Origin of the sequence: Companilactobacillus zhongbaensis (assembly GCF_003946515.1) — a bacterium.
Classification (GTDB): Bacteria; Bacillota; Bacilli; order Lactobacillales; family Lactobacillaceae; genus Companilactobacillus; species Companilactobacillus zhongbaensis.
This window is the reverse complement of record NZ_RHOM01000001.1, coordinates 177930-203151: the sequence shown is the minus strand read 5'-3', so window position 1 is coordinate 203151 and position 25222 is coordinate 177930. Positions and strand designations below refer to the sequence as shown.

General features: G+C 40.1%; 20 protein-coding genes. All 20 read right to left on the bottom strand.

The genetic code is table 11. From position 1 onward, the window contains the following. Positions 1-63: 63 nt before the first annotated feature. Positions 64-2418 carry an endonuclease MutS2 gene (locus EKM69_RS01035; protein WP_125707220.1) on the bottom strand — a complete coding sequence of 785 codons (2355 nt, stop codon included), beginning with the start codon at positions 2416-2418 and terminating at the stop codon, positions 64-66. A gap of 113 nt (positions 2419-2531) precedes the next feature. Beyond that, on the bottom strand, positions 2532-3065 hold the full coding sequence (locus EKM69_RS01030) for a CvpA family protein (protein ID WP_125707218.1): 534 nt from the start codon (positions 3063-3065) through the stop codon (positions 2532-2534). 141 nt (positions 3066-3206) lie between these two features. Continuing rightward, positions 3207-3506, bottom strand: a complete 300-nt coding sequence (locus EKM69_RS01025) for a DUF1292 domain-containing protein (RefSeq protein ID WP_125707216.1) — start codon at positions 3504-3506, stop codon at positions 3207-3209. Between the two features lie 9 nt (positions 3507-3515). Beyond that, positions 3516-3950, bottom strand: coding sequence for a Holliday junction resolvase RuvX (gene ruvX / locus EKM69_RS01020; RefSeq protein ID WP_125707214.1), 435 nt, complete (start codon positions 3948-3950; stop codon positions 3516-3518). Continuing rightward, on the bottom strand, positions 3950-4207 hold the full coding sequence (locus tag EKM69_RS01015) for an IreB family regulatory phosphoprotein (protein ID WP_048703872.1): 258 nt from the start codon (positions 4205-4207) through the stop codon (positions 3950-3952). The genes ruvX and EKM69_RS01015 overlap by 1 nt, the downstream gene beginning before the upstream one ends. A gap of 63 nt (positions 4208-4270) precedes the next feature. Continuing rightward, complete coding sequence (gene alaS / locus EKM69_RS01010) at positions 4271-6919, bottom strand: alanine--tRNA ligase (protein WP_125707212.1); 2649 nt, start codon at positions 6917-6919, stop codon at positions 4271-4273. Between the two features lie 249 nt (positions 6920-7168). Beyond that, positions 7169-8515: a DEAD/DEAH box helicase gene (locus EKM69_RS01005; protein WP_125707210.1), complete on the bottom strand. Its 1347-nt coding sequence runs from the start codon at positions 8513-8515 to the stop codon at positions 7169-7171. Further along, positions 8516-9472 (bottom strand): DHH family phosphoesterase, encoded by a 957-nt coding sequence (locus EKM69_RS01000; RefSeq protein WP_125707208.1) that lies wholly within the window; start codon positions 9470-9472, stop codon positions 8516-8518. After that, complete coding sequence (gene dinB / locus EKM69_RS00995) at positions 9465-10574, bottom strand: DNA polymerase IV (protein WP_318530647.1); 1110 nt, start codon at positions 10572-10574, stop codon at positions 9465-9467. The genes EKM69_RS01000 and dinB overlap by 8 nt, the downstream gene beginning before the upstream one ends. Positions 10575-10613: 39 nt before the next feature. Next, entirely contained in the window at positions 10614-12053 is a 1440-nt protein-coding gene (gene zwf / locus EKM69_RS00990) for a glucose-6-phosphate dehydrogenase (protein WP_125707206.1), read from the bottom strand. A 452-nt stretch (positions 12054-12505) separates the two neighbouring features. Further along, positions 12506-12976 carry a preprotein translocase subunit YajC gene (gene yajC / locus EKM69_RS00985; protein ID WP_125707204.1) on the bottom strand — a complete coding sequence of 157 codons (471 nt, stop codon included), beginning with the start codon at positions 12974-12976 and terminating at the stop codon, positions 12506-12508. Positions 12977-13067: 91 nt separating this feature from the next. Beyond that, the gene (gene tgt, locus EKM69_RS00980) at positions 13068-14213 is read right to left on the bottom strand and encodes a tRNA guanosine(34) transglycosylase Tgt (protein ID WP_125707202.1); all 1146 of its coding nucleotides are present in this window, start codon (positions 14211-14213) and stop codon (positions 13068-13070) included. 476 nt (positions 14214-14689) lie between these two features. After that, complete coding sequence (gene queA / locus EKM69_RS00975; RefSeq protein ID WP_125707200.1) at positions 14690-15724, bottom strand: tRNA preQ1(34) S-adenosylmethionine ribosyltransferase-isomerase QueA; 1035 nt, start codon at positions 15722-15724, stop codon at positions 14690-14692. Next, the gene (gene ruvB / locus EKM69_RS00970) at positions 15721-16740 is read right to left on the bottom strand and encodes a Holliday junction branch migration DNA helicase RuvB (RefSeq protein WP_125707198.1); all 1020 of its coding nucleotides are present in this window, start codon (positions 16738-16740) and stop codon (positions 15721-15723) included. The genes queA and ruvB overlap by 4 nt, the downstream gene beginning before the upstream one ends. A gap of 12 nt (positions 16741-16752) precedes the next feature. Beyond that, positions 16753-17349: a Holliday junction branch migration protein RuvA gene (ruvA, locus tag EKM69_RS00965; protein ID WP_125707196.1), complete on the bottom strand. Its 597-nt coding sequence runs from the start codon at positions 17347-17349 to the stop codon at positions 16753-16755. 2 nt (positions 17350-17351) lie between these two features. Further along, a complete protein-coding gene (mutL, locus tag EKM69_RS00960) occupies positions 17352-19274 on the bottom strand; it encodes a DNA mismatch repair endonuclease MutL (protein ID WP_164505803.1) in 1923 nt (640 codons plus the stop codon). Positions 19275-19288: 14 nt separating this feature from the next. Next, positions 19289-21916 (bottom strand): DNA mismatch repair protein MutS, encoded by a 2628-nt coding sequence (gene mutS / locus EKM69_RS00955; RefSeq protein ID WP_125707192.1) that lies wholly within the window; start codon positions 21914-21916, stop codon positions 19289-19291. Positions 21917-21928: 12 nt separating this feature from the next. Next, the gene (locus tag EKM69_RS00950; protein ID WP_125707190.1) at positions 21929-22732 is read right to left on the bottom strand and encodes a TIGR00282 family metallophosphoesterase; all 804 of its coding nucleotides are present in this window, start codon (positions 22730-22732) and stop codon (positions 21929-21931) included. Between the two features lie 541 nt (positions 22733-23273). Beyond that, a complete protein-coding gene (locus tag EKM69_RS00945; RefSeq protein ID WP_125707188.1) occupies positions 23274-24248 on the bottom strand; it encodes a ketopantoate reductase family protein in 975 nt (324 codons plus the stop codon). Between the two features lie 277 nt (positions 24249-24525). Continuing rightward, positions 24526-25206, bottom strand: coding sequence for a DUF554 domain-containing protein (locus EKM69_RS00940; RefSeq protein WP_125707185.1), 681 nt, complete (start codon positions 25204-25206; stop codon positions 24526-24528). Positions 25207-25222 lie beyond the last annotated feature (16 nt).

The following is a 25222-nucleotide window of genomic DNA, read 5'->3' as shown; positions in this document are numbered from 1 at the left end:
CTTTTAAACTTTCAATAAGATATTATCACTTTTGTAATTATTAGAATACCATTTTGACTCATACTATAAGTCAACAATCGTTGCACCGGATCCACCAGAACTAGCTGGGGCGTATCCAAATGATTTCACTCGCGGATTGCTTTGCAAGTATTTGGTTACTCCTTTTCTGATGACTCCCGTACCAAATCCATGAACGATGGTAACTTGATTATATCCTGCCAGCAATGCTTCATCAATGTATTGATCAAGATCGGCCATGGCTTCTTCATATCTTTCTCCACGCAGATCAAGCTTAGTCGAAAGGGTTGAACTCTTCGTCCGCTTGACCATTGTTGGTTTCTGCTCTTCTTCTTTTGGTTTTTGGTTAGTTTTCTCTAAGTCAGTGCCATCGAACTTCATCTTTAAAATTCCTAATTGAACTTCAAATTTGTTGTTCTTGTCTTTTCTGACGATCGTTCCAAATTGTCCGTAAGGGATTGCCTTGACCTCATCACCGACTTTGAGTTCTTGTTGGCGTTTAGCACGTCTGAGAACGCGATTCTTCTTCTTCAAGTCTTCTTGGTGGAGATTCTTCAAATCAGTCCGAGCAGAGATTATTTGGTCAGCTTTGACGGCATTACCTTGACGTTCTAATTCTTTGAGTCGATCGATGATCTTTTCGGTCTTTTTCTTAGTATTAGAAACAATTTGATTAGCTCGAACTTTGGCAGCACGGATCTCATTGTCTTTCGAATTTTCCAAGGCAGTTCTTTCTGATTCGTACTCAGATTCTAATTGCTTATTCTTAGCTAATTGTGATTCAAGTTTTTCATTGTTAGATTCAAATTCTTTGCGTCGTTTTTCCAAATCATTGATCATATTGTTCAAATCTTGGCTCTCGCCGCTCATTAAGGCATTACCACGGTCGATAACTGAGCGGTCCATCCCTAACCTTGCAGCAATATTGAGCGCATTACTTGCTCCTGGGATACCGATCAATAGGCGATAAGTTGGCTTCAACGATTTGTCGTCGAATTCCATGCTGGCGTTGATCGTATTTTCGGTGTTATAGGCATAGATCTTCAATTCTGGATAGTGGGTCGTGGCCATGATCTCAGGATTAGACTCGGAAAGTTTTTCTAAGATGGCGATTGCAATTGCGGCACCTTCTTGAGGATCCGTTCCGGCACCTAACTCATCGATCAAAACTAGACTGCGCTCAGAAACATTTTTCATGATGTTGATGATGTTGTCCATGTGTGATGAAAAAGTACTTAAGTTTTGTTCGATCGATTGTTCATCACCGATATCAACGAAGACTTCATCAAAGACTGCAACTTGACTCTCTTCATGGGCAGGAATGAATAGTCCTGCTTGAGCCATGATCTGGATCAAACCTAAGGTCTTCATAGTAATAGTTTTACCACCAGTGTTAGGTCCAGTTATCAACATGGTTCGATAGTCAGAACCGATTTTGATGTCGTTAGCGACTACTTTGTCAGGATCGATCAGTGGATGCTTGGCTTCTTTAAGATCAACAATGTTATCGCGCGAAACTAATGGTTCTGTTGCCTTGATCTGGTTGGCATATTTTGCCTTAGCATTGATCAAGTCAAATTGAGCCAAAACTTCGTTGTTTTTTAAAATATCGTCGATCTCTGGGCGGACTAAATCGGACAACTCGCCTAATATCTTGATCTCCTCGAGTTTTTCCGACGTTTGGGCATCGTGCAATTGGTTGTTCAGACCGACTACAGCCTGTGGTTCGATGTACAGAGTTTGACCACTGGCACTTTGGTCGTGAACTACTCCACCGAATTTCGTCCGATATTCAGTTTTAACTGGAACCACAAAACGGTCGTCCCGCAAAGTTACAATCGCTTCAGTCAAATATTTAGTATTTTTTCCACGAGTAAATTGTTCCATGGCTGAACGGATCTGTTCGTTGTATCGATTGATCTGATTACGAATATAAGCTAGATCTTCTGAAGCAGTATCGAGCACGCGACCGGACTCATCGATCGACTTCTCTAATCTTCTCGTCAAAGCTGGATTGTTAACTAACTTTTCACTTAAGTTGAATAGTTCACGCAAAGCTACTTCATCATCTCGTAAAGTTTCAAAAAATTCTTTCAGTTCGGAAGTGTTTTTTAAAACTTGACCGATGGCGGCTAATTCAGTTCCGTTCAAATTTCCTTCTTTTTTCAGACGGTTAGCTTGATCATGGAGGTCATCTAACTTTCTGACGGGGATCTCACCTTTTAAACGCACGATGTCGATACCATCCTTAGTCTGGTCGATCAATCGATGAACGATCGATTCGACTGACATCGGCATCAACTTCTTCAAGAGGCCTTTCCCACGCGATGTTATTAGATACTTGGCAATCTCATCTTTGATCTTGTCAAACTCTAAAACATTTAATGCTTTATTATTCATATAAAAACTCCGTTTAATTTTAATTTAAAAAAAAGGTTAATTCTCCGTTGCAAAAAATAGAGAGCTCTATTCTTCTTCAACTCAGAATTAACCTGACTTATTTCAGTATTAAGCTAGATCCACAATGCAGGTAACCACTTGGAAATGATCGGTGACGCCTCGATCATCGCTGAAGCAATGAAAGAATGCGACAAGGCATGTTGGATACCAGGAACTGGGATCATGGCACAGATCAATAAGATCATAAAAATAGTGACATAGGTCACCACTAGTCCTAAGATACCACCGCTCAAAATATTAACATCGTATGGCATTGGCGTGTACGTCAAGCGTTTGAAGTAAAGTCCTGCAAAACGCATGATGATCCAACCAATCACACAGACGAAAATGAAAGCGAAGGCACGATAAAATGCATCGTCTAATTCCATACCGACTTTTGTTGAAAAGAAGGCAAATTCACTTCCTAAATTAGCTGATGGATAAGGAATGAGCATTTCAAATTTGGGTCCTAAGAAATGGAAGCTAATAATAGCCAGGCCAAAAAATACGGCATAACCGACTGTGTAAAAAGCTTCCATAGCAAGACCTCTTCTAGCTCCTGCATAAAACCCATAAACTAATAATAAAATTAATAACAAACTTAGCATTTTATCCCCTTAGTGTCAGTTCAGTGTATTGCTTAATTTTATCACAATTACCTCTAAACAAAATAATCGATGAAATCTAATTAAGAAAACAATAAATTACGAACCATGATTTAATTCATGATCCGTAATTTATTAAAAATCTTAATCGTCATCACTTGTGAATGTATTAAGTACCTCTTGAACCATTTCCCATTCTTCTGGGTCGTCGATTGCTGTTAGTTCACCAGCGTCAACGTCACCATTTTCATCGGGAGAAAATGAGAAGGCTTGAACTTCGATCTCGTCTGATCCTTCGGCTTTCTTAGGATAAAGGATCACATAGGACTTCCCATAATCGTCAGATTCAAATGTAAATAAAATCTTGTAAGTTTCTTCGTTACCTTGGTCATCACTTAAAATAACTTCGTCTAATTCTTCGTTTGATCCGGATTTTTCACTCATAAATTCCACCTAATTTCGTGTTAGCTTGCCTTTAGCATCGAGATAATTTTGTAGGATCATCTCGGCGGCAATTTTATCTATTACTTTCTTGCGCTTACTACGCGAAACATTAGCCTCATCTACTAACATGCGTTCAGCTTGTACAGTCGTTAATCTTTCATCAATGAAGTCGACTGGAAGATCAAACTTCTCAGTGACCATTTTGCCATATTCGCGGGACTTTTCTGCACGTGGTCCCTCACTGTTATTCATGTTCTTAGGAAGACCAATAACGATCCCAGTAGCTTGCTTGTCATTAATGATCTCGCCGAGGCGATCCAATCCGAAGTCTTCATTAGCTTCGTTGATCCGAATGATCTCAACACCTTGGGCTGTCCATCCTAACAAGTCACTTGCAGCTACTCCTACAGTCCTAGAACCTACGTCTAAACCTAATAAACGCATTATTTATTTTGGTTGAGATAACTCTTAACTAATTCTTCAATTATCTCATCCCGTTCATGTTTTAAGATCAAATTTCTGGCGTCATTGTGACGAGGAATATAAGCTGGATCGCCAGATAGTAAGTATCCAACGATTTGGTTGATAGGATTATATCCCTTTTCTTCTAGCGATTGATAAACACTTTGCAAAGTTTCTTTGACATCTTTACCTTTGTTTTCGTTAAAATCAAAACTCATAGTTTTATCAAGTGAACTCATGGCAAAACCTCCATTTAATATTATTAAGTGACTGTTAGTAATCATGTTCTATTATAGAACATTTTAATTATTTTTAATAATATCTTTAGCTAATTGTAATGCTTTTGTCAAACCATCAGGATTTTTACCACCAGCTTGAGCCATATCAGGGCGGCCACCGCCACCACCATTGATCTCTTTAGCGATTTGTTTAATAATATTGCCAGCTTTCAATCCCTTAGCTTGAGCATCTTTATTAACTGATACTACTAGATTTGCTTTTTCGCCCGAACCAGCACCTAAGATCAAGACATCTGACTTGTTCTCACTCTTCCATTTGTCAGCTAATTGTCTCAAAGTAGACATATCATCGGCAGAAATAACGTTAGCAATAACTTTTGTTCCATTGATCTCTTCAACATTATCAAAGACTTCTGCCGATTTTTGGCTTGTCAATTGAACTTTCAAGTTTTGGTTGTCGCGTTTTAATTTCTTAACTTCTTCAACTAATTGATCTGCACGTGCTGGAACATCTTTCAATTGGTTGACCTTCATGTTTTGAGCAGTTGCTTTCAAGTTGTTTAATTGATCATTTAGATATTCAAAAGCTTCTTCTCCAGTAACAGCATCGATACGACGTGTACCTGAACCAACAGCTGATTCAGAAGTGATCTTGAACAAACCGATCTCTGAAGTATTGGCAACGTGAGTACCACCACAAAATTCAACTGAGTAATCGTCGATTTCGACAACACGTACCATATCACCGTATTTTTCACTAAAGAGTGCGATAGCACCCTTTTTCTTCTTAGCTTCTTCAAGTGGCAAAACTTCTGTCTTCACAGGGATCGAAGCCCAGATCTTCTCATTAACGATCTTCTCAAGTTCTTTGATTTGTTCGTCATTGAGCCCTTCGTTGTTATTGAAGTCAAAACGCAAATAACCTGGTTCAACTAAAGAACCCATTTGGTGTGTTCTTGGTCCTACGACATCACGCAAGGCTTGATCAAGCAAGTGAGTAGCTGTGTGATTGTGGCGAACTTTTTCGCGGAAGTCGACATTGATCTTCAAAGTATATTCTTTGTTAACTTCTAATTCAGAAATAATGTGGACCAAGTGAATGTTTTGGCCATTAGGTGCATGTTGAACGTTCAATACTTCAGCGACTTGGTTGTTGTTTTCATCGTAAATATTACCGATGTCAGCAACTTGACCACCCATTGCTGCGTAAAAAGGAGTCTTGTCAAAAATCAATTGTGCTTTATCAGCTGTCATAGAAACTGAATCGACCATTTCATCATCAACAACAATGTCTTTCAAAGTAGCTTTGATCTCGTTGTGATCGTATCCGACAAATTCACTCTCAGTCTTGATTTCCATCAAAGTTTCATCTTGCATACCCATTGACTGTAAGTCACCACGAGCAGCCCGAGCACGTTCTCTTTGAAGTTCCATGTTGTGCTTGAAACCATCTTCATCGACACTCAAACCTTCATCGTGAGCGTATTCCATTGTCATTTCTAATGGGAATCCATAAGTATCGAACAACTTGAAGGCACTTTCGCCGTCGATAACTTTTTCATTGTTTTGTTTCAAGTCATCGATCACACCGTTCAACAATTTCAAACCGTCGTTCAATGTTTCTGAAAAACGCTTTTCTTCAGCTTCTATCGTCTTAGCAATAAATTCTTGTTGTTGGCTAACTTCTGGATAGTAACTTTCCATGATTTTACCAACGATAGGAACTAGTCTATACAAGAATGGTCCATTGATGCCGAGTTTTTTACCGTTTAAAACAGCACGTCTGATCAAGCGACGGATAACGTAGCCTCTTCCTTCGTTTGAAGGCAAAGCACCGTCACCAACAGCAAAGGATACTGTTCTGGCGTGATCAGCGATGATCTTGAAGGAGATGTCATCTTCGTCATTTTGGTCGTATTTACGACCGTCTGAAAGTTCTTCCACGTGATTGATCAAAGGCATGAACAAGTCAGTTTCAAAGTTAGTTCTCGTTCCTTGAATAATGGAAACTAGTCGTTCTAGTCCCATCCCCGTATCAATGTTCTTATGTGGTTGTTCAACGTACTTACCCGAAGGCAAATGGTTCAATTCTGAGAACACGATGTTCCATACTTCAAGATAGCGTTCGTTTTCACCGCCTGGATAGTTCTCTGGATCATTTTCAGCTAAATTATTGAATGATTGTCCACGATCGTAAAAAATCTCTGAATCGGGTCCACAAGGGCCTTCACCAATGTCCCAGAAATTATCCTCAACTTTATAAATGTGAGTTGGATCAACACCGACTTCTTGCCAGATCTTTTGAGTGTCAGTATCTTTAGGATAAGTTGTGACATAGATCTTGTCTTCGTCCATATCCAACCAATCAGGGCTTGTCAAAAATTCGTATGCCCAAGGAATAGCTTCTTTTTTGAAATAATCGCCGACCGAAAAATTACCTAGCATTTCAAAGAATGTTTGGTGACGAGCCGTTTTACCAACGTTTTCGATATCGTTAGTTCTGATACATTTTTGAGCGTTAGTGATCCGTGGATTCTTAGGAATCACTGTTCCGTCAAAATACTTCTTTAATGTGGCAACACCTGAGTTGACCCACAACAAAGTTGGATCGTCGACTGGTACTAGTGAAGCACTAGGTTCGATCGTGTGACCTTTTGTTTGGAAAAAGTCTAAAAACATTTGTCTGATTTCTGCACTGGATAAATTCTTCATTTATTCTCCCTTAAAACAAAAATCGCTGCAAAAATCAAGGACGCCCATGCGCGGTACCACCTTGTTTGCAACGATTATCGTTTGCCTCTCAACAAATTTATATATTTCAAAAATTAACTGGCAGCAATAAATAGTCATCTTCTCGGCATTCTCACCTACTAGCCTTCTCTTAAGAATTGGTGCTATTTATTATATCCAGTAGAAATTTTAATTTTAAACCGCTGATTTGTCAATATTTATGGTCATTAACTACAGTGATTTATTACGACGTGCTTTTCTAAGATCACGTTTTTCTTGACGATTCTTGATCCGTCTTTGTTGGCGCTTTTCAGTCGAAATTGCATTCTTGATCTTCTTCTTGTAGCCAGGCTTTCTTTTGACCTTTTGCTTTTTAACGTAACCAACTAATTTATTATCAAGCTTTTCAGTTGTAGCCTTACGCTGAATTCGACGGTCACGGTCATAACCTTCGACGATTTCACCATTTTTGATTTCCTTAGGATGGAACTTGATCCCCATGTGTTCGATCTCGGCAACTTTATTTTCCTCACCTGGATCATACAAAGTGATAGCAACCCCGGACATCCCATTACGACCAGTCCGACCGACACGGTGAACGAAAAATTCAAGATCTTCAGGGATCTCTGCGTTGATAACGTGTGATACACCGTTAATATCGATTCCTCGAGCAGCTAGGTCAGTAGCAACGACGAATTGGAACTCCAAGTTTTCGATCTGCTTCATGACCCGTTTTCTTTCACGAGGAGTCAAGCCTCCGTGCAAACGTGCCACTTTCAATCCTTGTTGCTTCAAATATTCATAAATTTCGTCAACCGATTTCTTCGTATTGGCAAAAACTAAGACCATGTATGGTTCACCAATCGTCATCAACTTGTAGATCAAAGCTTTTTTATCACGTCCGTGAGTGAACATTAGCCAGTTATCGACATTCTTAGAAATAACGTGTGAGTTCTTGATCTCGATTTTCTTGGGACCAGTTAAATATTTTTGCAAGAATGGCTCAAGTTTTTGTGGAATAGTTGCCGAGAAAACAGCCGTTTCATGATGTTCCGGCATTTTGGCAGCAATGTTAACAACATCATCTAAAAAGCCCATGTCGAGTGTCATGTCAGCTTCATCAACGACGAATCGTTCAACGTTTTCCACATGCAAATCGTTTTCCTTGATCAAATCCCAAAGACGACCAGGAGTTCCGATAGCGATTTGTGGTTGGTGTGCAGCCAATTTTCTTTGTTGGCGTTGCTTATCAGTTCCACCAACGAAAATAAAGGCATTGTAGTCTTCACCAAAATTCTTCAAGATAGCTTGAGTATCTTCGTAAATTTGGTATGCCAGCTCACGACTAGGTGTAGCGATCAAGGCTTGAACGGTTGGTTCTTTGGTGATCGAATTTAAGATCGGTAGTAAGAAAGCATGTGTCTTACCAGAACCTGTCATTGATTGAACGATTACATCCTTCTTCTTATTAACTAGTGGAATAACAGCCTCTTGAACCTCGGTTGGTTCATCAAAGTTGATTTGTTTAAGTGATGCATTGATTGCATCTTTAAAGTTGTATTGTGAAAATTTTGTCATCTATTCACCTTTCTTATAGTAGTCATTTACTATTTGGATCAGTTCTTGGAACATTTCTTCGACTTCTGCTAAGTCTTTGGCATCAGCACCACTGGCTAATGGATGTCCCCCGCCATTGTGTTCTTTAGCTAGTTCATTGATGATCGGTCCTTGAGAACGCAAGTGCATCCGATAAGTACCATCGTCTTTTTGAACTGCTTCTAGCCAAGCATGAACTTCTTTCAAGCGTCCCGGTGTTGAAACGACTGAATTAGCTTGCTCACGAGTGATATTCAATTGGTCGATCAAAGCTTGATCGATCACGGCAACTGCCGCACCAGATCCATCGATTTTCAAGCGATTGAAAAGTTCACCTTGCAATTTTGCTTGTGGCAAAGTGATTTCATTCATCTTAATGTTGATATTCTTAGCATCAATACCTAAGGCTAAAAATTCACCGGCAACGTTCATCGTATGTTGTGTCGTTGCTGGATAAAGGAATCGACCAGTGTCACCAACTATACCAGCATATAAATAATAAGCAACATTTTTCGACAATTTCAAGTCACTTACTTCACTGATAAGATCAGCAATGATCTCAGATGATGAACTAGCATCGGTATTGACAAACAATTGATCACCATAGGCATCATCGTTAGGATGATGATCGATCTTGATCAAAAACTTACCATTATTATATCTATCATCATCGATCCGTTCTGTATTGGCAGTATCTGTGACGATAACTAAAGCATCGTTGAAGTCTTCGTCTTTAACTTCATCCATAGTCGAAAGCCATTTCAGACCTTCTGCGTTATTTCCACCTAGTAAAACAGATTTTTCTGGGTAAGCTTCCTTGATAGCGTTAGCCAATCCTCGTTGTGATCCTAAAGCATCTGGATCTGGATTAGTGTGGCGCAAGATAATGATCTTGTCATTATCTTTAATTGTTTGTGCAATTTCTGAAAAACTATTCATTATTATCCTCGCTTGAAAACAAATTTAGTCGTACTTCTTCATAAGAAAGTGGGTCAAGATTAGTGACCGTGATGCCGAGTAGCCGAATCTTCTTATCGGTAACGTCTAACTTATTATAAATCTCCGTGGCAACTTGATAAATCTCGTCGGCATTTTGGACGTAGTCTTGAAAAGTCATTCTCTTAGTGACAGTTTCAAAATTAGAATCCCGTAGTTTTAAAACAACCGTCTTGCCGTGTTGACGTTTCTTCTTCAGATCAGTGCTGACCATATCAGCCAATTTCTGTAGTTCTTTCAAGACATCGGCACTGTAAACAATATTGTGGATATAAGTCCGTTCACGTCCGATCGACTTGCGAGTTCGCTGACTTTCCACCGGAGAATCATCGATCCCATGAACTCGTCGAAACATTACATACCCCATTTTACCAAACGTATCGATAAAAGTATCCTGATCTAAGTTTTGTAAGTCTTCACCAGTAAAAATATTCATCTCATGGAGCCGTTTTTGGGTCGTCTTACCGATACCATTAAACTTCTCGATCGGAATCGGCTTCAAAAAGTCTTCTGCATAAGCACCTAAAATAATCGTCCGACCAAAAGGTTTCCGATAATCTGAAGCCATCTTGGCAAGAAATTTATTGTAAGACATCCCGACTGAACAAGTTAATTTCGTTTCCTTCACGATCCGTTGCTGAATATAGTTAGCAACTTTCATGACATTAGGCTCATCAAGATTGTTTTTTGTCACATCTAGATAAGCTTCATCTAAAGCAACAGATTGGTAAGTATCGGTCACTTCCGCAAAAATGTTGTGAATGTATTCCGAAGTCTTACGATAAAGCTCAAAGTTTGGTGGTGCAATAACGAGCTTTTCTTTAGGAATCAATTCGATGGCTTGTTGAGCCGGCATAGCTGAGTGAGCGCCATACTTTCGCGCATTGTAATTCGCTGTTGTTACTACCCCGTGGTGATTGTTCTTTCGTGGATCAGGTGCTACGATCAGACATTTCTTCTTATATTCCGGATGCTCTCGTTCTTCACAAGACGCAAAAAAAGCATCCATGTCGACATGGATGATTTTTCGATTTTCTTCAACTATAATTGGAATCTTTAAAAATCCGATGATCTACACCACCAATTAATCGTCCCAGACCCATGAGTTGCCATCACGTTCGAGCAATTCAGACGCAGCGTCTGGTCCCATAGTCTTACTCATATAATTTGGAAATACTGGTGTTTCATTATCCCATTGATTTCTAATTACATCAATATACTTCCAAGCGTTTTGCAATTCATTCCAAAGCGTAAAGTGGATCTTGTTACCATCCAAAATATCGATCATGAGGCTTTCGTATGCTTCACGTTCGTTATCAAAGAAGTGTGGATCCTCAGGGAAGCTGATGAAATCTTGATTGGACTCTTTGTAATCAATGCCATTAACGAGGATCGAACTACCATTTTCTGGTTCGATCAAAAATGTCACAGTTGAATTAGGATTTAGACCTAATTCTTTGATCTTGTCATTGAAAACAACATCGATCCGTGATGATTTAGCTGGCATTCTCTTACCTGAACGAACATAAAATGGCACATTCTCCCAACGTTCATTTTCCAACATAATTTTCCCAGCAGCAAATGTTTCAATATTAGAATTAGGATCAACGTTATCTTCATCACGGTAAGCTTTTAACTTGCCAGTCACATCTTCATCGTATTGACCACGAACGAAATCTCGATCAACTTCTTCGGGTTGAAGAACTTTCAAACTATCAAAGACATCACGCTTAACTTCGTGGATCGAGTCTGAATCAAGTTTAGCTGGCTTATCCATGGCAACTGCACCGATAATTTGCATGATGTGGTTTTGAACCATGTCACGTAAAACACCAGCTGTTTCATAGTAGCCGCCACGATCTTCCACACCGAGTGATTCTGAAAGTGTTACTTGGACGTTTGAAACATACTTATTATTCAAAGCTTTTTCAAGATTATGATTTTTCAATCTAATATTAGTAAATTGTTGGACCATGAATTTACCCAAATAATGATCCATACGATAAATTTCTTCTTCAGAAAAAGTTTTAGTCAATGAACTATTTAATTCGCAGGCACTATCGAATGAACGACCGAATGGTTTTTCGATGACTAAGCGGTTAAAGCCTTTCGTCTTCAAACCTTCGGAGTTAATATGTTCGGCAACTGTACCGAAAAATCTTGGAGCAATGGCCATGTAATAAACTCGATTTTGATCAGTTTCAAACTGATCATCAAGTTTAGCAGCAAGCTGTTTCAAGGCAATGTAATGGTCGGAGTCAGTCACATCATGTGATTGATAGAAGAAATGTTTGGCAAATTCTTGCATCATCTTTTCATCATCGTCAACGTCTTTCAATGATTCGACAACGGTTGAACGATAGTAATCATCGCTCCATGGTCTTCTGGCTGTTCCTATTACAGCAAAATGATCCTTGAGATCACCTGTTTTATACAAATTGTACAAAGCTGGATAAAGTTTTCTGTGAGCGAGGTCTCCAGAACCTCCGAAAATAATGAACACTGCTTTCTTTTCATTTGCCATATTTTTGTCTCCCTTTTTTTCAAGCATCATGCAAAATTTATTTTACAACATTGCCAAATAAATCGCCTCGATGATGCTCTCTAACTAGTTTATTTATAATTTAGAAATATCTTAGACCTTCGAGTACGCTCTAAGGCAAGTACTTTCTGTAAGTAGATATTATTTTTGCAAACTTATTTACTAATATCAAATATTATCAACTCACCTTGTACAGTATTCAATCACCCATTGAATTTCGTGACCCACTCTTTCTTGAAAATTCCAATTATGATGTCATATTCTCAACCTTTTCATGCATAGTGGTTGAATTCATAATTACTTGGATTATAAGTCTATAAATAGAATATCACATAAAATAATTCTAACGTCATTTTTCTTCAAAAAAAACAAAAAAATAAGCTGAAATTATTCAGGATTTAATCTCCGAATATTTCAGCTTATTTTATTAAAAATTATTTGTCATTATCTTCAGACTTTGCTTCTTCTTTAGGAGCTTCGTCTGTAGTTTCTTTTGTTTCTTCTTTAGCTGGTTCTGAAGTTTCAGCTTTGTCAGCTGTTTCTTTTGTTTCAGCTGGCTTTTCTTCAGCCTTAGCATTCTTGTTTGTGCTGTCTTTTACATTATCAGCAGGTGTAGCTTTTCTGATAAAGTTCAAATCAAATGTTAAGTAGATACCGTCACAATCAACGACAACTTCTTTACTGTCACGATCGATTGATTCTACAGTTCCTTTGATTCCACCAAGTGTCATGACTTTGTCGCCTTTTGACATTTGTTTAAGCATTTCTTGACGCTTTTGTTGTTGTTTTCTTTGTGGACGAATTGAAATGAAGTACATACCTACAAATAAGATAATGATGAAAATTAACATTCCATATTGTCCAACTCCACCGGCTGCTGCGGCTCCAAGAGTTAATATATCCAAATTTTCCACCTCGTTAATTTATTCCATATAAATACAGGATACCAAATATTACATGTGGTATCCAGAAAACGAAAACATTTATTCGATAATATTAGAAATTTTTCGCGTTTTTCTTATTAAAGCCGTATTGTTCAAAGACGTGTTCTCTAAATTCAAGTAAATTATCGTCTTTGATTGCTTGTCTGACGTCTGCCATCAACTTCAATAAGAAGTACAAGTTGTGATAACTAGTCAAATGTGTTCCAAATAATTCGTTAGCATTGATCAAGTGTCGAATATAAGCCCGAGTGTAATTACGGCATACGTAGCAATCGCAATCTTCATCTAGTGGGCGGAAGTCACGAGCGTATTTACCATTTTTGACGACTAAGCGTCCATGTGTCGTCATACAAGTACCATTACGAGCAATTCTCGTTGGTAAGACACAATCAAACATGTCGATACCACGAATAACTCCATCGATCAAGGCATCAGCTGAACCTACTCCCATCAAGTAACGTGGTTTGTTTTCGGGTAGTAATGGTGTCGTGAAATCTAAAACGTGATTCATTTCTTGTTTAGATTCACCAACTGATAACCCACCAATAGAATAACCTGGGAAGTCCATGCTGACCAAATCTTTGGCACTTTGTTTACGAAGATCTTCAAAACCAGCACCTTGGACGATTCCAAATAATGCTTGCCAATCAGGATTTCGATGTGCTTGCAAGCCACGTTCAGCCCAGCGACTAGTTCTTTCTACTGAGTCTTTGATGTAATCGTAGCTTTCAAAGAATGGTGGACATTCGTCCAAACTCATCATAATATCTGGTCCCAAATCATTTTCAATCTGGATGGCTTTTTCAGGTGAAAGAAACTCTCGGCGACCATTCAAATGGTTGCGGAAGTGAACCCCAGCTTCGGTGATATCACGGGTCTTCGCAAGTGAGAATACTTGGAAACCACCAGAATCGGTCAGGATACCCTTTTTCCAATTCATAAATTTGTGTAAGCCACCTGCTTCTTTAACGATATCCTCTCCTGGTCGTAGCCAAAGATGATATGTATTAGAAAGAATGATAGTTGCACCGATCTTTTCGAGGTCTTCTGGAGCCATATTTTTAACAGTGGCTTCAGTTCCTACGGGCATGAAAATTGGTGTCTCGAACGTTCCGTGAGGTGTTTCGAGTAAACCTAAACGTGCACCGGTGTGTTTTTCTTTTTTGAGTAATGTGTATTTTACTGCCGGTTCTGACATATATTTACCTTCCTAAAAAATGGAGAAAAACCGTTGTTCTTCTCCATTTTTGTGTTTTCTTTTTCAGTTATATTAAACATGTTTTTTTGGGGTTGGTCAAAGTGGAAATTATTTGACCGTTTTGTTAGTTGAAAGCTATCTGAATTGAATATTTTTTGTTTTGATTGCAAAAAGCTTTCTCGGCAAAGTGAAGAGGTTCGATTAACAAGGTTGATTACACCGATACTAAAGGGATTTCGAAGGATTTGCTTGGTATCGTATGAATCATATGTAGTAAGAATAGAGTCCGCTTTGCTTTACTTGTTTTGATTGCTGCAGGTGTTTGTGATTTTCTGCTTTTCTAGTTCTGATTGCAGAAAACGAGCTCCGCGAGGTAGCGGCCTCCGGTTAACACAGGTGGTCGAGGCACGACTTCGTCGCACCTTGTTCGACCACCCGCGTTAATCCTCAGCAGCTGACCAACCTCGCTGCGCTCTCTACTTTATAAACATGGCATCCCCAAAACTAAAGAACCGATACTTTTCATCAATTGCATGCTTATAAGCATTTAAGATGTTTTCACGTCCTGTGAATGCTGCTACTAGCATTACTAATGTTGATTTTGGTAGATGGAAGTTGGTGATGAATTCGTCTACTACTTTCCATTCGTAGCCTGGTTTGATGAAGATGTCTGTCCATCCACTGTCGGCTTTGATTTCACCGTTGAATTTTGTTCCGATTGTTTCGAGGGTTCTGATCGAGGTTGTTCCGGTTGCTACGATCTTGCCACCATTTTTTCTGACTTCGTTCAATGTTTTGGCTGAATCTTCGTCTAATCGGTAAAACTCAGAGTGCATGACGTGCTTGCTGATGTCTGATTCTGTTACTGGTCTAAAGGTTCCTAGTCCTACGTGAAGTGTTAGGTAAACTAACTTAACTCCTTTTTCTTGGACTTTTTCTAGTAAATCTTTGGTCCAGTGCAAACCGGCTGTTGGTGCTGCAGCCGAGCCGTTTTCTTTGGCATAGACTGTTTGATAACGATCAGGATCGTCTAATTTTTCTTTGATGTATGGAGGTAATGGCATTTCACCTAATTTTTCCAAGATCTCCAAGAAGATGCCGTCGTAGTGGAATTCGATGATCTTGCCACCGTGTTCCAAGTCTTCTTCAACCGTTGCTGTCAATTGACCGTCACCAAAGGTGATGACTGTTCCTGGATGTGCTCGACGAGCTGGTTTCATTAGTACTTCCCACTTGTCGCCTTCTGTATTGTTCAAAAGCAAAACTTCTTCGTGTCCGTCAGTATCTGCTTTTGTTCCGTATAAACGTGCAGGCAAAACTCGGGAGTTGTTCATTACTAAAGCATCTCCTGGATTCAAATAATCCAAGATATCGTAAAAATGCTTATCTTCGTATGCCCCTGTTTCGTGGTCCAATACTAATAGTCTTGAATGGTCACGGTCTTTGATCGGTGTTTGGGCGATCAATTCTTCTGGTAAATCGTAGTCAAAATCTTCTGTGGTTAATGTCATTTCGTGTCCTCCTCAGGATATGGGTAACCTAAATGTTCATATCCCTTTCTAGTTACAATCCGGCCTCTGGCAGTCCGCTTTAAAAAGCCCATTTGCATTAAATATGGTTCATAGACTGATTCGATAGTTTCTTGATCTTCACCAATATTAGCAGCGATGACCTTAATTCCTAATGGTCCACCGTTATATAGCTCGATCATCATCTTCAAGATCTTGCGATCGAGTGAATCGAGTCCTTGGTCGTCAACTTGCAGTTGATTCAAAGCTGACTTAGCAATGTCGTAATCTATCTTATCTTTATTTTCTACTTGAGCAAAGTCACGCACCCGTTTCAATAAACGGTTAGCGATTCTCGGAGTCCCCCGAGATCTGCGCGCTAATTCGTGAGCTCCATCTTCATCGATAGCGATGTTCAACACTCCTGCTGAGCGAAAGACGATCTTAGCCAATTCTTGCTCACTGTAATATTCCATGTGTTCGACGATCCCAAAACGATCTCTAAGTGGTGCCGAAAGACGTCCGGAAGTCGTCGTTGCTCCGATCAATGTATATGGAACTAATTGATGGTGCAAGGATCTAGATTCGGCGCCTTGGCCAACAATGATATCGATGTAAAAATCTTCCATAGCTGAATAAAGCACTTCTTCAACCGCCTTGGGCATTCGGTGGATCTCATCGATGAACAAAACATCCCCAGGTGATAATTCATCTAAGACAGCTACTAGATCACCCGATTTTTCGATCGATGGTCCTGTCGTTGTATGAATGTTAACACCCATCTCGTTAGCTATGATCATGGCCAAAGTAGTCTTACCTAACCCAGGAGGTCCATAGAGTAAAACGTGGTCTAGTGTTTGCTTTCTTTGCTTAGCCGCACGAATGTAGACGTCTAACTCATGCTTAGCTTTTTCTTGACCTAAGTAGTCATCAAAAGTTTGCGGACGGAGAGTTTTTTCGGACTGATTTTCTTTTTCATCCAACGCATCAGCATCGGTTAGTCTGTCATTGTTATCCATTTGCTACCTCCCCTATTTCGTTAATAATTGTAACCCAGCACGCAAATATGCATCGGCTGAGTCTAATTGTTGCTCTTTGAGCTTATCTTTGATCTTAGCGATTTCTCTAGCAGAATAGCCCAATGACTGCAAAGCTGCAAGTCCATCGAGTAATTCTGGTGAATCGGTCCCGTTAGTCAGTGGGATCGGCGCTTGGCCTAAGGTCATTTGACCTTCAGCAGTAAATTTACCGTTGAGATCCAAAATAATTTGTTGAGCCGTTTTCTTCCCAATCTTAGGAAACTTCGTCAAAAATTTAACATCGTTATTCTCAATGGCATGGATCAAACCGGAGTGATCTTGACCAGCTAAAATGGCTAGCGCACTCTTAGGGCCAATGCCGGAAACACTGATCAAATTGAGAAAAATCTTTTTTTCGTTGAGATCGTAAAATCCATATAAGGATTGCTCGTTATCACGGACGATCTGTTCCACGAAAACTTTGGCTGGTTGATTTTCTTCATATCGATATGGATTGGCAACTTGGACTTTGTAGCCCACGCCATCAACATCACAAACAATGTATGCGGGGTCGATGTAAGTAATAGTACCGTTTAAGTATTCAAACATATTTATTCACTTTCTCTAGTGTCATGCGAATCTTGGATCCGCTTGAACATTTTTTCTAAATCTTTGTTACTAAATTGCACTAAAACTGGACGTCCATGAGGACAGTTGTAGGGATTCTCACACTTAGTCAAGTTGTGCAGCAAGTGCATCGCTTCTTGGTCATCCAAATGGTGGTTAGCTTTGATTGCTCGCTTACAACTCATCATGATGGCATTTTTCTCGCGAAAGGCAGCTACACTGATCTTCGAATCATTCAAGACATAGTCGATCATTTCACGAATCGTTGACTCTTCTTGTCCGGGAACGAACCAAGTTGGATGCGTATTGATGACAAAACTGTTTTGACCAAAGTCTTCGACATGGAGTCCGATATCTTCCAAGATGTCTTTTTTATCTTTGATCATAATGGCTTCGGTATTGGAATAATCTAACACGATCGGCACGAGCAGGCGCTGTTGATCACGAGAAACTTTCCCGATCTCTTCCCGATAATATTCGTAATTGACCCGCTCTTGAGCAGCATGTTGGTCGATCAAGTAAAAGCCGTCTTTACTTTCAGCGACCAAATAAGTTCCATGGATCTGACCGATGTAACGTAAGTCAGGAAATTCATTGTGTTCACGAGTCTCTTCGACTAATGGCTTAATATCTTGAACTTGGTCATCGTCTGATTCATCAACATCGACAGTTTGACCAGCTTCTTTTTTTAATCGAGCATCCCAAGCTGCCAAATGGTCCTGATCTTTAAAAATCGGCGTGCCGACTAATAAAGGATCAGGCTGCCCGTCATCAAGAACAACGGGTTGCTTCGGTTCTTTGATCGTTTGCTCGATCTTATCGATCGTTGGCAAAGTATCAAAAGTGATCTGTTCTGGCTTTTCGATCGGTGGCATTGTCGTTGCTTTGCGACCAAGATTTTTTACAGCATCGGGGATCAAATTTTGATCTGACAAACGTTCTTTGATCCCAGCACTGATCAGGTCAGCGATCCTGCTTTCGTTAGCTAAACGCACTTCTTGTTTAGTCGGATGCACGTTGATATCGACTAAGTTAGGATCCAATTTAATGTCGATCACCGCCACTGGAAAACGTCCGATCATGAGCTTTGAGCCGTAACCGCGAATAACAGCATTGGACAGCTGATAATTTTTAATGTAGCGGCCATTTAAGATCATCGACATGTAAGAGCGATTGGATCTAGTCGTATCGGGTTTTGAAAAATAACCTTTGATCTGATAATCAGAATCGGAGTTTTCAAAGCTCAACATGTGACTGGCAATCGTCCGACCATAAATACCAGCAATAGTTTGTTGCAAGTTGCCATTTCCGGAAGTCCAGACGAGATCCTTTTTTTCATGAACTAGTCGAAAGGAAATATCCGGATGCCCCATGGCTAAACGGTCGACGATATCGACGATCCGGTTCAACTCGGTATGCAGTGACTTGATGTATTTGAGTCGAGCGGGCGTGTTGAAAAAGATATCTTCGACAGTGATCGTGGTTCCTTTTGATCGAGCATGAGTTTCCTTGTTCAATAAAGTATTACCGGCAAAATCAGCTTTAACGGCCGACTTACCATCGGTACTCGTTAGGATCGTCAATTTGGAAACAGAAGCGATACTGGCTAAAGCTTCACCACGGAAACCTAAGGTCTTGATGGCAAAAAGGTCACGGTCGTTACTGATCTTACTAGTTGAATGCGGTTGAAAAGCAATCTCCACCTCATCAGGGTCGATCCCATCACCGTTATCATTTACTTCAATCGACTTTAATCCCGACTGTTGCACCCGGATCAAAATCTGGGTGGCGTGGGCATCGATCGAGTTTTCGACTAATTCTTTCACTACAGAAGCTGGTCGTTCGATCACTTCTCCAGCTGCGATCTGGTTACTTAATTCAACTGGTAATTCATGAATTTTACCCACACGTTCCACCTTCTTTACTTAAGTTTTTGTTGCCACTTGTAGAGCAAGTTGATAGCTTCGATCGGTGTGACATTCATCAGATCTTGCTTCGACAATTCTTCTGCTACGTCTTTAGCTTTCAACATTTCAGGGTCATCTTCAGGGAACAATGACAATTGTCCGTCGTCGACTTTTTTCTTCGGTGCCTTTTCTTTAGCCTGCTTAGGCTTATCAGCAACTTCCGCTTTAGGTTCAGCGACGACATCGTCAGACACTTTGATCTCAGCTCCGTTATGGGACTCTAAGTTAGATAAAATACTGTCAGCCCGAACTAAGACATCATCTGGTAATCCTGCAAGTTTGGCCACGTGGATACCATAAGATTTGTCAGCTGGTCCTGGTAAGACTTTGTGCAAAAAGACGAGATTCCCATCTTCTTCTGATGCATCAACATGAACGTTTTTGACACCTTGAAGCTGACTTTCTAGCACAGTTAATTCGTGATAGTGAGTTGAAAACATCGTCATTGCGTGTACATTTTTATCCAAGTATTCAATGATAGCTTGGGCAAGCGCCATCCCATCATACGTAGCTGTTCCACGACCCAATTCATCGAAGATTATCAAAGAATTCTGAGTCGCATTTTTCAAAGCGTCGTTTGCTTCTCGCATTTCGACCATGAAAGTACTATCACCGGAGATCAAGTCGTCAGCGGCTCCGATCCGTGTGAAGATGTGGTCAAAAATTGGCAAGGTCGCAGCTTCGGCGGGTACGAAACAACCTACTTGAGCCATGATGACTGTCAAAGCTAGTTGTCTCATATAAGTACTCTTACCAGACATGTTAGGTCCAGTGATCAGCAAGACATCGGTGTCGGAATCAAACGTCACATCATTAGGGATGTAACTGTTATTGCCAAGTACTTTTTCCACAACTGGATGTCGACCATTAACGATCTTTAATTGATGTCCTTCGACAAAATCTGGAGCTACATAGTGGTAAGTTTCCGAAACGACCGCGAAACTTTGCAAGACATCGAGTTCTGACAAAATCGTAGCTAATTCTTGCAAACGTCTGATCTGGTCTTTGACTTTTGCTCTAATCTGATCAAAAAGATGATATTCCAAAGATTGCGACTTATCTTCAGCTTCTAAAATCAAGCTTTCTTTTTCTTTTAACTCTGGTGTGATGTATCTTTCAGCGTTGGTCAAAGTTTGTTTTCGTTGATATCTGCCTTCAGGAACTTTGTCAACGTTGCCTCGGCTGACTTCAATGTAATAGCCAAATACTTTATTGTAGCCGATCTTCAAATTGCTGATACCTGTAGCTTCTTGTTCTTGAACTTTTAACTCAGCCATCCAACGTTTACCGTTTTTCGAGGCATCGAGATATTGGTCAAGTTGCTCGTTATAACCTTCTTTAATCACGCCACCACCAGTAACGGAAATTGGTGGTTCTTCGACAATCGATTCTTCGATCAAGTCACGAATATCAGCGACTTCGTCGATTTTTTCCACGAAGGCTGTTAACTGATCATCACCGATGTCTAGTAGGATCGACTTGATCTGAGGGACTTGTTGCAGTGAGGTCTTTAATTGGATCAAATCACGACCATTTACCGTTCCATAAGCGACTCTTCCGGCTAAGCGTTCCAAGTCGTAAACCTTCGTTAAATAATCTTGGAAAGATGAACGTTGAAAATAGTTGTCCAAAAAGACTTGTACTAAATGTTGGCGAGCTTTCAATGGCTTTGATTTGATCAACGGACGTGCTAGCCACTGTTTCAAAAGCCGTCCACCCATCGCCGTCTTGGTTTCATCTAAAAGCCACAACAAAGTACCAGACTTCTTATCAGTCCGGATGTTTTTAAAAAGCTCGAGATTACTTTGGGCACTGTGATCCATTGACAAATAAGCTGAGATCTCATAAGTTTGGGCAGCTTTTAAATGATCGAGTGAACGCATCTGCGTCTTGATCAAATAGCTGATCAACAATTTCAAGGTCACAACTTGTTTGTCATCATTAACTTGAGAAAAATCAAAACTGTAATTGTCTTCTAAATCAGTGATCTTCGAGATCAGGATTCCTAACTTGCGCAAGGGATCAAGATACTTTTTAGCAAAGGTGTCAAAAACGACTGCTTCTTTAGTATTCAAATTTTGCAGTTCATTGATCAAGTCGAGCTGGTTGTCTACTGTCGTGACTTTGACTTCACCAGTTGTTAAGTCAGCATAAGCCAAGCCGAACTCACCTTTGTTATAAGTGACGGCAGTGATGTAGTTGTTTTCGGTTGCCTGATTGTTAGCATCCATGATCGTCCCAGGTGTCACTACGCGAGTGATGCCACGTTTGACCATCTTACCTTGCGCATCAGCAGGATTCTCTAATTGATCACAAACAGCTACCTTGTATCCCTTGTCGACCAAAGTATCGATGTAACTCTCCACGGCTTTGTGGGGAACGCCACACATCGGAATACTGTCGTCGGCTTTTTTATTACGGGATGTTAATGTCAATTCCAAAATTTGGGAAGCTTTGACAGCATCGTCGTAAAACATTTCATAAAAATCACCGACCCGATAAAACAAAAAAGCATCTGGAAATTGTTTCTTATATTCCAGATATTGTTCCATCATTGGGGTCTCTTTAGTTTTCTGTGGCATAAATGTCCTCCACTATTGTAAAAATTTTTTATTGTCAGGATTGATTACGTAATTCTTAATGCTGCGAGCGTAATTAGTTTGGTCATTCACGTCGACCACGCAAAAGCCGATCTGCATCCGCCCGTCTTCATCTACTTCATGTTTTGTCGGACGCTGCGTCAAAAAGCGAGTGATCACTGGTCCACGAGTTATCCCAAGGATGCCATCGTATGAACCAGTCATTCCAACATCAGTCAAATAAGCCGTCTGCTTTTCAAAAACACGAGCGTCATTAGTTGGAACATGAGTATGAGTTCCGACAACGGCCGCAACTTTACCAGTCAAATACATCCCGGTAGCGATCTTTTCACTTGTAGTTTCCGCGTGAAAGTCGACAAACTTGATAGCATCGTCATCTAATGTCGGTAGCAATTGATCAAAAGCACGAAACGGATTGTCCAAAGGTTGCATCAAAGCCGTCCCTTGCATATTGATAACGTAGACCGTCTTTTGATTGACCTTAGTCTTGATGATGCCAGTTCCAGGAATATTTTCGCCAGGAAAATTGTATGGGCGCAAAACCTTTTTCTTAGGGTCGTTAAACAAGTCAGTTACTTCCATCCGATCCCAGCTGTGATTACCACCAGAAACGATATCGGCACCAGCTACTTGGATCTTTTGGTAAGCTGCTTCATTAATGCCTTTGCCGTTCACGGCGTTTTCACCATTGACGATGGTCAATTGTGGCTTCACCACTTGTTTGATCTGTGGCAAATAGGTCTCAAGTGTTTTGATTCCGATGTTGCCTACAACGTCCCCAACGAAAAGTATTTTCATATATTATTGTCCCCTATCTATACTTAAACCATTGTACCAAAGAAACACCTGTTCGGGTATTTGTATGGGCTTAATTTTCCTATATATGTTGCTAAATTACGGGTTTTAATTATAGCAAAAATTTTTGGTGGTGGATATTTTGATTTTACGTTTGGATAGTGGTGGTAGTTTGGTTGGTGGTTCACTGCCGGTTCCGGGGCGGGGCGCTATATGGGACTGGCTTCCTTAGTTGTTCGGTGGCAAAGCCACCACCAAGAACCAGTTGCGCAAGTGCGTCAGCACTTACGTTCCATTATTTCGCGGCTGAGCCCATATAGCGCCCCGCCCATCCACCTAGATTTGTTAATATCCTTCTCTCTTGTGGGTGGTGACCGATCTTTTCTTGTTAAATTGACACCTTTTCCTGCCCTATTCTTTTCGGTCTATCTCAGGTTTGTTCTGAATTGGAAAAACTCAACTAATTATTTGATTTTTTTACATAGAAAAAGCAATATTCCAGCGTGTACAGTTCTGCGTTAGAATATTGCTCTTCATATTTTAATTATTCTTCTGTAGCTAACAATGAATCAGGATCAAAATTCTTAGTAAACTCTGCTAAGTGAACTAAATTTCTCAAGTAGTCATGTGTCGATGCTTCGTAATGATACTTCAATCCTAAGTCGTAGATGAAGCCGTTGATGTAGTCTACTTCTGTTGGACGGTTTTTATGGAGATCTTGGTACATTGATGGGTAGTGTAGTGGCATGCCTGTTTCACTGGCTGTTTTGATGGCTTGCCATTCTTCTTCTCTGGTGTTTAGTAATTGGATGTTGGCACGTTCACAGACGTCGAATGCTTCGTTGATCAATTGTTTTGACAACTTTTCGGCTGTTGGTGCTTGGATGAATTCACCCATTCTGATTTCGAACATTGTGCATAGTGTATTCAATACTGAGTTTAATATAACCTTTGACATCAAGGTTCCCATGAAGTTTGTGGTTAATTGTGGATTTAAATTTGCCTTGGTGAATTCGTCCACTATCTTGTGTGTCATTTCGTCCGGTTGCTCATTTTGATTGACGATTTTCATGGAACCAGCTCCTGCTGCTCCCATGAAGTCGACATCTCCAGGTCCGTTCAAGACTGTGGCGATCATAGCTGTTCCACTGATGACTTTGTTGGCATCAAAGTACTGGTTGAGTTTTTCCACATGACCGATCCCGTTCATTGGTGCTACGACATATTGCTTGTCGTTGAATAAATGTTGACATCGCTTCAAAGCGTCTGCCAATTGCATCTGTTTAACGAAGACGATCCAAACATCAGGGTCGCCTTGATAGTCCTCTGGTGAAAAAATATTTACTGGTACTAAATGTTTATTTTGACGATCTCGAGATTGATACACTCCACCTTGTTCTTTGATGGTGTTGATTGATTTATCCCAGATTTCAACAAAATCAACAGGGAAGCCCGCTTCCTGCAATAAGAGTCCATACCTCAACCCCATTGCACCTGCGCCTAATACTGCATATTTCATAATAAAAGCCTCCCTAATTTATTTAATTATTAAAGAGTATTAGCTTTTTTCTAATAAATGTCAACTTAATTTAAATAAAACAAATATTGTTGGCTAAAAGATTATGTTTATAAATTAGATGAGACTTATACATTGACTTGATAATGCTATTTCAATTATTTTCTCCGTTCGATTGTATACAGTATATCTTAGACATATAAAAAGCACATAGTTGATCTCAATCAGCTATGTGCTTGTGTTTTCGCTTATAATTTTATGTTTTGTATACAGAATTAATCTAAAATATTTGGATGATCATGACACCTACTATCGGTACGATCAAAGCTGGTAATAAGTTTAGGACGCTGATTTTTTTAATCTCTAAAAGTCCTAATCCTGATGCTAGGATCAGGACTCCACCGACGATGGTCAATTCTGTTACCATGCTCGTGTTGATGGAACTTTGAAGCATCATGGCAATCAAGTAAATGCTTCCTTGCCAAGCCAAAACGGCTCCAGCTGCTAAGGCTATTCCAAATCCGAAAGTTGAGGCTAGGACGATTGAAGTGATGCCATCGAGTGTTCCGTTAGTGAATAAGAATGTGTAGTCTTTGTTCAGTGCTGCTTGAATCGGTCCTAAAATCGATAGTGAGCCGATGCAGTATAACAAGATAGCGGTGGCCAGTCCTTCTGCTAAATTTCCGCCTCCGGAAAATCTGCCGACTAAGTTGTCGAAGTGTTTTTGAATGTTGAGCCACTGACCAATTACTCCACCGATGGCTAAGCTCAAGATAAACATTATCGGATAGTGACTTTTAGGCATATTTTCGACCACAGCATTGATCCCCACAACCATGGCCACAAGTCCTAAAGCTTGAGTTAATATCGTCTGATACTGCGGTTTTAATCCTTTGTGAAGAAAACGTCCGATGACACTCCCGATCAGGATCATGCAGACGTTATAAATTGTTCCTATCATGATGCTCCCCTTTGTG